Origin of the sequence: Streptomyces sp. TLI_105 (genome assembly GCF_900105415.1) — a bacterium.
Lineage (GTDB): Bacteria > Actinomycetota > Actinomycetes > Streptomycetales > Streptomycetaceae > Streptomyces.
In genome coordinates, this window is sequence record NZ_FNSM01000001.1 from 6,560,540 (window position 1) to 6,572,804 (window position 12,265).

The following is a 12,265-nucleotide window of genomic DNA, read 5'->3' on the forward strand; positions in this document are numbered from 1 at the left end:
TTGTGATGAGGTGGGAGTGCCAATCGACCGGTTGTACGAAAGGGCACTCAGTGCAGCATCACCTCGCACGCAGAGGATTCCTGGGAGCCGCCGTCGCCCTCGGCGCGGCGGCTCTCACCGCTCCCCTCACCGCGGGCACGGCGCACGCGGCCGGCCCCGGTGGGCGGTGGCCCACCGGGTTCCCCCTCCCGAGGGGCTTCCAGCCGGAAGGCGTCACGATCGGGCACAGCCCGTACGCCTACTTCGGCTCGCTCGGCGACGGCGCCGTCTACCGGGCCTCCCTGGCCACCGGCGAGGGCCGGATCATTCACCAGGGGCTCGGCGCCGGACACAGCACCGTCGGACTCAAGATCGACCGGCCCGGGCGGCGGCTCTTCCTCGCCGGCGGCTGGAGCCGGGAGATCCGCGTCGTCGACGCCCGCTCCGGCGCACTGCTGCGCCACTTCACCGGGCTCGGCGCCGAGACCACCATGGTCAACGACGTCATCCTCACCCCGGACGCGGCCTGGTTCACGGACTCCTTCCAGCCGCAGCTCTACCGGCTGGCCCTCGACCGCACGGGCGAGCCCGCGCACGAGCTGACGGTCCTCCCGCTCACCGGCGACTGGACACAGGGCCCCGACTTCACCGCCAACGGCATCGAGCGGACCCCCGACGGGCAGGCGCTGCTCGTGGTCGACGTCTTCCAGGACGGCGGCTCGCTCCTGCGCGTCGACCCGCGCACCGGCGTCGCCCGGGCGGTCGACCTCGGCGGCCTGAAGATCCCGCACGGGGACGGGCTGCTGCTCCTCGGCCGCGATCTGTACATCGTCCAGCAGGCGGTCGACCAGATCGACGTGGTCCGGCTCGACCCGGCCGGGACACGCGGCACCGCGATCGCCCGGATCACCGACCCGGACCGGTTCCGCATCCCCACCACGGCGGCGGTCTGGGGCGACCGGATCTACCTGCCCAACGCCCGCTTCGGTCTGGACCCGGACCCCGCCGTGGCGGACTACGACGTGGTGTCCGTGCCCAGGGTCTGAACGCGGTACGGGAGGGGCGGCCGCGCCACCCCTCCCGTACGGCTACTCCCGGCTCTCGCCGCTGTCACCCGCGTCCCCGTCGTCCTCGCCCTCCGCGGAGTCGGACGGCGGCCCCGGCTCGGACCCCGGGTCCGTCCCCGGCACCGACTCCGGGCCCGGCTCGGACCCCGCTTCCGCCCCCGGCACCGACTCCGGGCCCGGCTGCTCCGGCTTCGGCGGGCGCGTCCGGCCGCTCCCGGAGTCCCGCAGGAACTCGCCGCCCTCCGTCGCCACCCCCGGACCGGAGCCCGGACCCGTGCCCGGCTCGCGCCGCCGCAGATACCGCTCGAACTCGCGGGCGATCGCCTCGCCCGAGGCCTCCGGCAGCTCCGCCGTGTCCCGCGCCTCCTCCAGGGTCTGCACGTACTCGGCGACCTCGCTGTCCTCGGCGGCCAGCTGGTCCACGCCCAGCTGCCAGGCCCGCGCGTCCTCCGGCAGCTCGCCCAGCGGGATCCGCAGCCCGATCAGGTCCTCCAGGCGGTTGAGGAGCGCCAGGGTCGCCTTGGGGTTCGGCGGCTGCGACACGTAGTGCGGCACCGCCGCCCACAGGCTCACCGCCGGCACGCCCGCGTGCGTGCAGGCCTCCTGGAGGATGCCCACGATGCCCGTCGGGCCCTCGTACCGGGTCTCCTCCAGGTCCATCGTCCGCGCCAGGTCCGGGTCGGAGGTCACTCCGCTGACCGGGACCGGCCGGGTGTGCGGGGTGTCCCCGAGCAGGGCGCCCAGGATCACCACCATCTCCACGCCCAGCTCGTGCGCGAAGGCGAGCAGCTCGTTGCAGAAGGAGCGCCAGCGCATCGAGGGCTCGATCCCGCGCACGAGCACCAGGTCGCGGGGTTTCTCGCCGCCGACCCGGACCACGGAGAGCCGGGTCGTCGGCCAGGTGATCTTCCGGACGCCGTTGTCCAGGAAGACGGTGGGGCGGTTGACCTGGAAGTCGTAGTAGTCCTCGGCGTCGAGCGCCGCGAAGACCTCGCCCTTCCATTCCCGGTCCAGGTGGGCGACCGCGGTGGAGGCGGCGTCGCCGGCGTCGTTCCAGCCCTCGAACGCTGCCACCATGACCGGGTCGATCAGCTCGGGTACCCCCTCGAGCTCGATCACCCAGCGCCTCCTTATTCGAAGTTCCTGTCGTACGGCCCCACCTTACGGCTTTCCGGTGGTCCGCCCGCAGTCCCCGGACATCCCCGAAAACCCGTGCGGCCTTGATCGACTACCCAGGAACTCGCCTCCGCACACGGCGCTCTCGCGCCTCCCCTCACTCCTCCCAGAGGGTGCTCGGCGCCTCCCTCCGCACGACGGGCGCGATCTCCTCGGCGAAGCGCTGGAGCGTCTCGGTCTGCTCGGCCGTCGACTGGCCGAAGGTGTCGACCGTGACGGACTGCAGGTCGTGCCCGTAGTGCTCGTGGTAGCCGAGGATCTTGTCGATGATCTGCTGCGGCGAGCCGATCAGCTGGGGGCCGTCCGCGATCGCGTCCTCGATCGTGCGGAAGGGGGTGTTGTACCCGGCCCTGCCCTCCAGGTGCGGCTTGAAGCTCTGCCGCACCTTCGCCTCGTACAGCTCCTTGTACCGGCTCACCGCCTGTTCGGGGGTGTCGGCGATGAGCAGCCCGCCGGAACCGGCCGCCACGCGCGCGTGGGCCGGATCGTGCCCGTACTCCTCGAACTTCTCGCGGTAGTGGGCGATGAGCCGCGCGTACGCCTCGCGCGGCTGGATCGCGTTGGCGGTGAAGAGCGGATCGCCGTGCTTCGCCGCCAGCTCGGGGGAGTTGAGACTGGTGGCCGAGCCGTGCCAGATCCGGGGCGGACCGGCGTACGGCCTCGGGACCGTGGTCACGTTCTTCAGCGGCGGCCGGAACTCGCCCTCCCAGTCGACGCCCTCCTCCGTCCAGAGCCGGCGCAGCAGCTCGTACTTCTCCTTCTGCAGGTCCCACTGCCGCTCCTCGTCGAGGCCGAAGAGGTCGAAGTGGCCGGCCTCCGCGCCCTTGCCGACGACGAGTTCGAGCCGGCCGCGGGAGAGCTGGTCGAGCGTGGCGTAGTCCTCGGCGACCCGGACGGGGTCGAGGATCGCGACCACGGTGACACCGGTGAGCAGCCGGATCCGGCGGGTGCGGGCGGCCAGGGCGGAGAGCAGCACGGTCGGGGACGAGGAGAGGAACGCGCCCGCGTGCCGCTCGCCGACCGCGTACGCGTCGAAGCCGAGCCGTTCGGCGGTCTCGCCGAGCGCGACGACCTGCTCCAACCGGTCGGCGGCGGACAGCAGTTCGCCGGTGAGCGGGTGCGGGGAGTGGTGGACGATCGAGAGCACCTGAAACTTCATGCCTCAACTGTGCGCGCCGAGTGTTGCGGCCGTGTGGACGGCGCGTGGCACGCCTCAGGGCGGCCCCTCGACGAGGAACCGCCCCTGAAGCAGCGGGAGTTACTTCCGCAGCATCGACTCGACCTCGGCGCGGATCTCGTCCGTCGCGAGACCGCGGATGGTCAGCGTCGTGCGGCGGCGCAGCACGTCGTCCGCCGTCTCGGCCCACTCGTGGTCGCGGGCGTAGGCGACCTGAGCCCAGATCTCCGGCGCGTCCGGGTGGATGCGGCGGGCCAGCTCGGGGTTCTCGTTCGCCATCCGGGCGATGTCGAAGGAGAGCGAGCCGTAGTGCGTGGCCAGGTGCTTGGCGGTGTCGGCGGCCATCCGGGGGCCGGGCGCCGGGCCGTCGACCAGCAGCCGGTGGGCGACCGCGTTCGGGTTGGCTATGCCGGGCAGCGGCAGCCGCTTCGGCAGCGCGGACACCGGCTCGTAGTCCTCGCCGAGCGGGTGGCCGGGGAGCTGCTCCAGCTTCTTCATCACCGTGCGGCCGATGTGGCGGAAGGTCGTCCACTTGCCGCCGGCCACCGACAGCATGCCGCCGCGGCCCTCGGTGACGACCGTCTCGCGCTTGGCCTTGGAGGTGTCGCCGGGACCGCCCGGGAGCACCCGAAGGCCGGCGAAGGAGTACGTGATCAGGTCGCGGGAGAGCTGCTGGTCGCGGATGGAGAAGGCGGCCTCGTCCAGGATCTGGGCGGTGTCCTTCTCGGTGACCTCGACCTGGCCGGGGTCGCCCTCGTACTCCTCGTCGGTGGTGCCCAGGAGCAGCATGTCCTCCCAGGGGAGGGCGAAGGTGATGCGGTACTTGTCGATCGGGGTGGCCAGCGCGGCCTTCCACGGCGAGGTCCGCTTGAGGACCAGGTGCGCGCCCTTGGAGAGGCGGATGGAGGGGGCCGCGTTCGGGTCCTCCATCTTGCGCAGGTGGTCGACCCACGGGCCGGTCGCGTTCAGCACGAGCCGGGCGTCCACGCCGAACTCGTCGCCGGTGGTGCGGTCCTTCAGCTCCGCGCCGGTGACCCGGCCGCGGGTGAAGCGGAGGCCGGTGACCTCGGCGTGGTTGAGGACGGTGGCGCCGGCGGCGACGGCGGCGCGGACGGTCATCAGCGCCATCCGGGCGTCGTTCATCTGGTCGTCGCCGTAGACGGCGACGGCCTTCAGGTTGTCGGTGCGCAGCTCCGGCACGTCCTGGGCGGCCTTGGCGGGGGAGAGCAGGTGCCCGACGCCGTCGCCGAAGGCCGAGAGGGCGCTGTAGGCGAAGACGCCGGCGCCGAGCTTGGCCGCGCCGTGCGGGCCGCCCTTGTAGACGGGCAGGTAGAAGGTGAGCGGGTTGGCGAGGTGCGGTGCCACCTGGCGGGAGACCGCGCGCCGCTCGAAGTGGTTCTCCGCGACCAGCTTCACCGCGCCGGTCTGCAGGTAGCGCAGGCCGCCGTGGAGCAGCTTGGAGGAAGCGGAGGAGGTGGCGCCGGCGAAGTCGCCGGCGTCCACCAGGGCCACCCGCAGGCCCGACTGCGCGGCGTGCCAGGCGGTGGAGATGCCCAGGATGCCGCCCCCGATCACCAGGAGGTCGTACGTCGCCTTGGAAAGCTGTTCCCGGGTCTCGGCGCGGCTCGGGAGGGAACCGGCAGCCGGGTGCGTCCCCAGGGCAGGGACGCTCTGCAGGGTGGTCATCTCGTATTACTCCTCGTCCTCGATCCAGCCCATGGTCCGCTCGACGGCCTTGAGCCAGCTCTTGTACTCGCTGTCACGCTTGTCGGCGTCCATGCGAGGGGTCCATTCCGCCGCCCGGCGCCAGTTGGCGCGCAGCGCGTCGGTGTCCGGCCAGAAGCCGACGGCGAGACCGGCGGCGTAGGCGGCGCCGAGGCAGGTGGTCTCGGCGACCATCGGACGCACGACGGGCGCGTCCAGGAAGTCCGAGAGGGTCTGCATCAGCAGGTTGTTGGAGGTCATGCCGCCGTCGACCTTGAGCGCGGTCAGCTCGACGCCGGAGTCCTTCGTCATGGCGTCGGTGATCTCGCGGGTCTGCCAGGCGGTGGCCTCCAGGACGGCGCGGGCGATGTGCGCCTTGGTGACGTACCGGGTGAGGCCGGCGATGACACCGCGCGCGTCGGAGCGCCAGTACGGGGCGAACAGGCCGGAGAAGGCCGGCACGAAGTAGGCGCCGCCGTTGTCCTCGACCGAGGACGCGAGGGTCTCGATCTCGGCGGCGGACTTGATCAGGCCCATCTGGTCGCGCATCCACTGGACGAGCGAACCGGTGACGGCGATCGAGCCCTCCAGGGCGTAGACCGGCTTCGCGTCGCCGATCTGGTAGCCGACCGTGGTCAGCAGGCCGCTGTAGGAGTTGATGATCTTGTCGCCGGTGTTCATCAGCATGAAGGTGCCGGTGCCGTACGTGGACTTGGCCTCGCCCTCGGCGAAACACGTCTGGCCGAACAGGGCGGCCTGCTGGTCGCCGAGCGCGGAGGCGACCGGGACGCCGTCGAGGACGCCGCCCTTGACCGTGCCGTACACCTCGGCGGAGGAGCGGATCTCCGGCAGCACGGCGGCCGGGATCTCCATGGACTGCAGGATCTTCTCGTCCCAGCCCATGGTGTGGAGGTTCATCAGCATGGTGCGGGAGGCGTTGGTGACGTCGGTGACGTGGTGGCCGCCGTCGACGCCGCCGGTGAGGTTCCAGATGACCCAGGAGTCCATGGTGCCGAAGAGGATCTCGCCGCGCTCGGCGCGCTCGCGCAGGCCCTCGACGTTGTCGAGCAGCCAGCGGACCTTCGGGCCGGAGAAGTAGCTCGCGAGGGGCAGGCCGGTCTCGCGGCGGAAGCGGTCCTGGCCGACGTTGCGGCCGAGCTCCTTGCAGAGGGCGTCGGTGCGGGTGTCCTGCCAGACGAGGGCGTTGTGGACGGGCTCACCGGTGTTCTTGTCCCAGAGCAGCGTGGTCTCGCGCTGGTTGGTGATGCCGATGGCCTTGACGTCGGCGGCGGTGATGTTCGCCTTCTCCAGGGCGCCGGCGACGACCTCCTGGACGTTGGTCCAGATCTCGGCGGCGTCGTGCTCGACCCAGCCCGGCTTCGGGAAGATCTGCTCGTGCTCCTTCTGGTCGACCGAGACGATCCGGCCGTCCTTGTCGAAGACGATGCAGCGCGAGGAGGTGGTGCCCTGGTCGATGGCCGCGATGAACGGGCCGGAGGTGTGTGCGTCGGTCACGGTGTGCTCCAAGGGGGGTCTGGAAGAAGGACGGCTCAGGCGAACGCGATGTTGTAGATACCCGCGGCGATGGCGCCACCGATCAGCGGACCGGCGACCGGGATCCAGGCGTAGCTCCAGTCGGAGCCGCCCTTGTTCGGCAGCGGGAGCAGGGCGTGCACGATGCGCGGGCCGAGGTCACGGGCCGGGTTGATGGCGTAACCGGTCGGGCCGCCGAGCGAGAGGCCGATGGAGACCACGACGAACGCGGTGATCAGGGCGCCGATGACGCCGAGGCCCTTGCCGCTGTCGTTGAGGCCCTGGGTGAGCACGGCCAGGACCAGCACGACGGTGCCGATGATCTCGGTGGCCAGGTTCTGCCAGGTGTTACGGATCTCGGGACCCGTGGAGAAGATGCCGAGCACCGGGCCGGGGCCCTCGATCGGCTTCTCGCCGACGGTCTCCGGGTCCGTGAGGTGCGCCTGGAACTGGCCGTAGTAGGCCACCCAGACCAGCGCCGCACCGATCATCGCGCCGAGCATCTGGCCCGCGACGTAGACGGGGACGTTGCTCCAGTCCCCGTCCTTGATCGCGATTCCGACCGTGACGGCGGGGTTCAGATGGGCCCCCGAGAGGGAAGCGGTCATGTAGACCGCCGTCATGACGGCGAAGCCCCACCCGAAGGTGATCGCGAGCCAGCCCGCGCCGCGGGCCTTGGAGCTCTTGAGCGTGACGGCGGCGCACACACCGCCGCCGAGCAGAATGAGTACGGCGGTACCGATGGTCTCGCCGAGGAAGATGTCGGAGCTGGACACCCGCGACTCCTTTGTCCTTCGTCCAGGGGAAGGCGAACCCCGGGTCCCTCCGGTGGTCCGCGCCCTCGTGTGAGGGCGTTGCCGGCCCTTGGCACTGTCACACCTTAGCGTCTATTGCCGTTAGGTGTTCGACAATGCCGACCGATGAACGGAAGTTTTGCCCCCGGGTTAACAGCGCGTCAAGGGTCTGGGAAGTGAAAAACCCGCCGATAACGCGATCGTTACCGGCGGGTTCTGTTGCGTGGCGGGCGGTCGGTGACGGCGCCCGCACGGGCGGTCAGAAGCGGTTCGCCCCCAGGTCCCGGGAGACCGCGCGGGCGCAGTCGCGCACCGCCGCCACCAGCTCGGGGCGCAGCTCCCCGCCCGGGCAGACCCGCTCCACGGCCCCCGTGACCGCGACCGCGCCCACCGGCATCCGCCGCCGGTCGTGGATCGGCGCCGCCACCGACGCCACGCCCTCCCAGGTCTCCTCCACGTCCGCCGCCCAGCCCCGGGCCCGCGTCATGTCGAGCAGCGACTCGAAGTCGCCGAGCTCCGTGGTCGTCCGGGGGGTGAACGCCTCCCGCTCGACCTCCAGCACCTCGCTGTGCGCCACGGGGTCGTACGCCGACAGGACCTTGCCGAGCGCCGTGGAGTGCAGCGGCTGCATGGCCCCCACCTCCAGGACCTGACGGCTGTCGTCCGGTCGGAAGACGTGGTGCACGATCAGCACGCCCCGCTGGTGCAGCACCCCCAGGTGCACGCTCTCGCCGCTGGACCGCGCCAGGTCGTCCGTCCAGACCAGCGCGCGCGCCCGCAGCTCGTGCACGTCCAGGTAGCTGTTGCCGAGCCGCAGCAGCTCCGCGCCCAGCTGGTAGCGGCCCGAGGCCGCGTCCTGCTCCACGAAGCCCTCCGCCTGGAGGGTGCGCAGGATGCCGTGGGCCGTCCCCTTGGCGAGTCCGAGCGAGGACGCGATGTCCGACAGGCCGAGCCGGCGCTCGCCACCCGCGAGCAGTCGCAGCATGGCCGCCGCCCGTTCAAGCGACTGGATGTTCTTCGCCATCGCCCGGCCCCTCACCCTTCTCATACTGTTCGACAATGCTGAACACTATCGGTCGATGCCGACCTTGCGTCACACCACACAGTGTCGGCCAAGGAGGGGCAGGACCGGGAGTCCCCGCACACAGGATGCCGTCCGGCCTGTGGGACGCCGTGTCCACCCCGGCCCCGGCGCGGTTACGCTGGCCCCGTGCGCCCTCCCCCGAGGGTGCAAAGCCGACAGCCGTCGCATTCCAGGGAGCTCATCCATGGCCTCGTTGCCGACCCCTTCCGCTGACAGCCGGAACCGCGCCGCCGCCCTCCGCGAGGCACTCGCCAGCCGAGTCGTCGTCGCCGACGGAGCCATGGGCACCATGCTCCAGGCACAGGACCCCACCCTCGAGGACTTCCAGAACCTCGAAGGATGCAACGAGATCCTGAACGTCACGCGGCCCGACATCGTCCGTTCGGTGCACGAGGCCTACTTCGAGGTCGGCGTCGACTGCGTCGAGACGAACACGTTCGGCTCCAACCACTCGGCCGCCGGCGAGTACGAGATCGCGGACCGGATCTTCGAGCTCTCCGAGGCGGGCGCCCGGATCGCCCGCGAGGTCGCCGACGAGTTCGTCGCCAAGGACGGCCGCCAGCGCTGGGTGCTCGGCTCGATCGGCCCCGGCACCAAGCTCCCCTCGCTCGGCCACATCGCGTACGACGTGCTGCGCGACGGCTACCAGCAGAACGCCGAGGGCCTGCTGGCCGGCGGCGCCGACGCCCTGATCGTGGAGACGACCCAGGACCTGCTGCAGACCAAGTCCAGCCTCATCGGCGCGCGCCGCGCGATGGAGGCCCTGGGCGTGGACGTGCCCCTGATCTGTTCGCTCGCCTTCGAGACCACGGGCGTCATGCTCCTCGGCTCCGAGATCGGCGCCGCGCTGACCGCCCTGGAACCCCTCGGCATCGACCTCATCGGCCTGAACTGCTCGACCGGCCCCGCCGAGATGAGCGAGCACCTGCGCTACCTCGCCCGCCACTCGCGCACGCCCCTGATGTGCATGCCGAACGCCGGCCTCCCCGTCCTCACCAAGGACGGCGCGTACTTCCCGCTCACGGCCTCCGAGATGGCCGACGCGCAGGAGAACTTCGTCCGCGACTACGGCCTGTCCCTGGTCGGCGGCTGCTGCGGCTCCACCCCCGAGCACCTGCGCCAGGTCGTCGAGCGGGTCCAGGGCCTCACGCCGCCCGAGCGCTCCCCCCGCCCCGAGCCGGGCGCCGCCTCCCTCTACCAGACGGTGCCGTTCCGGCAGGACACCTCGTACCTGGCGATCGGTGAGCGGACCAACGCCAACGGGTCGAAGAAGTTCCGTGAGGCGATGCTGGAGGGCCGCTGGGACGACTGCGTGGAGATGGCCCGGGACCAGATCCGCGAGGGCGCGCACATGCTCGACCTGTGCGTGGACTACGTGGGCCGTGACGGCGTGGCGGACATGCAGGAGCTGGCGGGCCGGTTCGCGACCGCGTCGACGCTGCCGATCGTGCTGGACTCCACCGAGGTGGACGTCCTGCGGGCCGGTCTGGAGAAGCTCGGCGGCCGGGCCGTCATCAACTCGGTCAACTACGAGGACGGCGACGGACCCGAGTCCCGCTTCGCCAAGGTCACCCGACTGGCCCAGGAGCACGGCGCCGCCCTCATCGCCCTCACCATCGACGAGGAGGGCCAGGCCCGTACCGCCGAGCACAAGGTCGCCGTGGCCGAGCGCCTCATCGAGGACCTCACCGGCAACTGGGGCATCCACGAGTCGGACATCCTCATCGACACCCTGACCTTCACCATCTGCACGGGCCAGGAGGAGTCGCGCAAGGACGGCATCGCCACCATCGAGGCGATCCGTGAGCTGAAGCGCCGCCATCCGGACGTCCAGACCACGCTGGGTCTGTCGAACATCTCCTTCGGCCTCAACCCGGCCGCCCGGATCCTCCTCAACTCGGTCTTCCTCGACGAGTGCGTGAAGGCGGGCCTGGACTCGGCGATCGTCCACGCGTCGAAGATCCTGCCCATCGCCCGCTTCGACGAGGAGCAGGTCACCACCGCCCTCGACCTGATCTACGACCGGCGCGCCGAGGGCTACGACCCGCTGCAGAAGCTGATGGCCCTGTTCGAGGGCGCCACCACCAAGTCGATGAAGGCCGGCAAGACCGAGGAGCTCCTCGCCCTGCCGCTGGACGAGCGGCTCAAGCGGCGGATCGTCGACGGCGAGAAGAACGGCCTGGAGGCCGACCTCGACGAGGCCCTGGAGACCCGCCCGGCCCTCGACATCGTCAACGAGACCCTCCTCGACGGCATGAAGACGGTCGGTGAGCTGTTCGGCTCCGGCCAGATGCAGCTGCCGTTCGTGCTCCAGTCCGCCGAGGTCATGAAGACGGCGGTGGCGTACCTGGAGCCGCACATGGAGAAGTCCGACGCCGAGGGCAAGGGCACGATCGTCCTGGCCACGGTCCGGGGCGACGTCCACGACATCGGCAAGAACCTCGTCGACATCATCCTGTCCAACAACGGCTACAACGTCGTCAACATCGGCATCAAGCAGCCGGTCTCCGCGATCCTGGAAGCAGCCGAGGAGAACCGGGCGGACGTCATCGGCATGTCCGGCCTCCTGGTGAAGTCCACCGTGATCATGAAGGAGAACCTGGAGGAGCTCAACGGCCGCGGCCTGGCCGCCAAGTACCCCGTGATCCTCGGCGGCGCCGCCCTCACCCGCGCCTACGTCGAACAGGACCTCCACGAGATCTACGAGGGCGAGGTCCGCTACGCCCGCGACGCCTTCGAGGGCCTGCGCCTCATGGACGCGCTCATCGGCGTCAAGCGCGGCGTCCCCGGAGCCGTGCTCCCCGAGCTGAAGCAGCGCCGGGTGGCCAAGGGCGCCGGCACCGCCGCCCTCCAGGTCGACGAGCCGGAGCCCGGCGGCCGCTCCGACGTGGCCACCGACAACCCGGTGCCGACCCCGCCCTTCTGGGGCACCCGCGTCGTCAAGGGCATCCCGCTGAAGGACTACGCGTCCTGGCTCGACGAGGGCGCCCTCTTCAAGGGCCAGTGGGGCCTCAAGCAGAACCGGGCCGGCGACGGACCGGCGTACGAGGAGCTCGTCGAGACCGAGGGCCGGCCCCGGCTGCGCGGTTGGCTGGAGCGCCTCCACACCGAGAACCTCCTCGAGGCGGCCGTCGTCCACGGCTACTTCCCCTGCGTCTCCAAGGGCGACGACCTGATCATCCTGGACGAGGCGGGCAACGAGCGGACCCGGTTCTCCTTCCCGCGCCAGCGCCGGGGCCGCCGCCTCTGCCTCGCGGACTTCTTCCGCCCGGAGGAGTCCGGCGAGACCGACGTCGTCGGCCTCCAGGTCGTCACCGTCGGCTCGAAGATCGGCGAGGCCACGGCCAAGCTCTTCGAGTCCGACTCCTACCGCGACTACCTGGAGCTGCACGGCCTCTCCGTCCAGCTCGCCGAGGCCCTCGCCGAGTACTGGCACGCCCGCGTCCGCGCCGAGCTCGGCTTCGGCGGGGAGGACCCCGAGAACGTCGAGGACATGTTCGACCTCAAGTACCGCGGTGCGCGCTTCTCGCTGGGCTACGGCGCCTGCCCCGACCTGGAGGACCGCGCGAAGATCGCGGAACTGCTGCGCCCGGAGCGGATCGGCGTCCACCTCTCCGAGGAGTTCCAGCTCCACCCCGAGCAGTCCACCGACGCCATCGTCATCCACCACCCGGAGGCGAAGTACTTCAACGCACGGTGACCCCGCGGTGACGGCGCGGCGCAAATCCGCGCTTTCGCGGTGATCACGACG

General features: G+C 71.0%; 8 protein-coding genes. 2 read left to right on the plus strand and 6 right to left on the minus strand.

The genetic code is table 11. The annotated features are described in order from the left end of the window. Positions 1-50 precede the first annotated feature (50 nt). A complete protein-coding gene (locus BLW86_RS30015; RefSeq protein WP_093876938.1) occupies positions 51-1,025 on the plus strand; it encodes an SMP-30/gluconolactonase/LRE family protein in 975 nt (324 codons plus the stop codon). A 42-nt stretch (positions 1,026-1,067) separates the two neighbouring features. Here the strand turns inward: BLW86_RS30015 and BLW86_RS30020 are convergent, their stop codons facing one another. The 6 genes from BLW86_RS30020 to BLW86_RS30045 form a co-directional block, all read right to left on the minus strand. Then, positions 1,068-2,165, minus strand: coding sequence for a PAC2 family protein (locus BLW86_RS30020; protein WP_256341469.1), 1,098 nt, complete (start codon positions 2,163-2,165; stop codon positions 1,068-1,070). Positions 2,166-2,319: 154 nt separating this feature from the next. Then, complete coding sequence (locus BLW86_RS30025; RefSeq protein WP_093876939.1) at positions 2,320-3,381, minus strand: LLM class flavin-dependent oxidoreductase; 1,062 nt, start codon at positions 3,379-3,381, stop codon at positions 2,320-2,322. Between the two features lie 99 nt (positions 3,382-3,480). Then, positions 3,481-5,085 carry a glycerol-3-phosphate dehydrogenase/oxidase gene (locus tag BLW86_RS30030; RefSeq protein ID WP_093876940.1) on the minus strand — a complete coding sequence of 535 codons (1,605 nt, stop codon included), beginning with the start codon at positions 5,083-5,085 and terminating at the stop codon, positions 3,481-3,483. 6 nt (positions 5,086-5,091) lie between these two features. Further along, complete coding sequence (gene glpK, locus BLW86_RS30035) at positions 5,092-6,618, minus strand: glycerol kinase GlpK (protein ID WP_093876941.1); 1,527 nt, start codon at positions 6,616-6,618, stop codon at positions 5,092-5,094. 35 nt (positions 6,619-6,653) lie between these two features. Further along, a complete protein-coding gene (locus tag BLW86_RS30040; RefSeq protein WP_093876942.1) occupies positions 6,654-7,412 on the minus strand; it encodes an MIP/aquaporin family protein in 759 nt (252 codons plus the stop codon). Positions 7,413-7,689: 277 nt separating this feature from the next. Then, a complete protein-coding gene (locus tag BLW86_RS30045) occupies positions 7,690-8,454 on the minus strand; it encodes an IclR family transcriptional regulator (RefSeq protein WP_093876943.1) in 765 nt (254 codons plus the stop codon). Between the two features lie 244 nt (positions 8,455-8,698). Here BLW86_RS30045 and metH point away from each other — a divergent pair, with 244 nt between their 5' ends. Next, positions 8,699-12,214 carry a methionine synthase gene (gene metH / locus BLW86_RS30050; RefSeq protein ID WP_093876944.1) on the plus strand — a complete coding sequence of 1,172 codons (3,516 nt, stop codon included), beginning with the start codon at positions 8,699-8,701 and terminating at the stop codon, positions 12,212-12,214. Positions 12,215-12,265 lie beyond the last annotated feature (51 nt).

Bases quoted from the DNA above. Each gene is read 5' to 3' on its own strand.
- BLW86_RS30025 (WP_093876939.1), bottom strand. From the start codon at position 3,381: ATGAAGTTTCAGGTGCTCTCGATCGTCCACCACTCCCCGCACCCGCTC.
- BLW86_RS30030 (WP_093876940.1), bottom strand. From the start codon at position 5,085: ATGACCACCCTGCAGAGCGTCCCTGCCCTGGGGACGCACCCGGCTGCC.
- BLW86_RS30045 (WP_093876943.1), bottom strand. From the start codon at position 8,454: ATGGCGAAGAACATCCAGTCGCTTGAACGGGCGGCGGCCATGCTGCGA.
- metH (WP_093876944.1), top strand. From the start codon at position 8,699: ATGGCCTCGTTGCCGACCCCTTCCGCTGACAGCCGGAACCGCGCCGCC.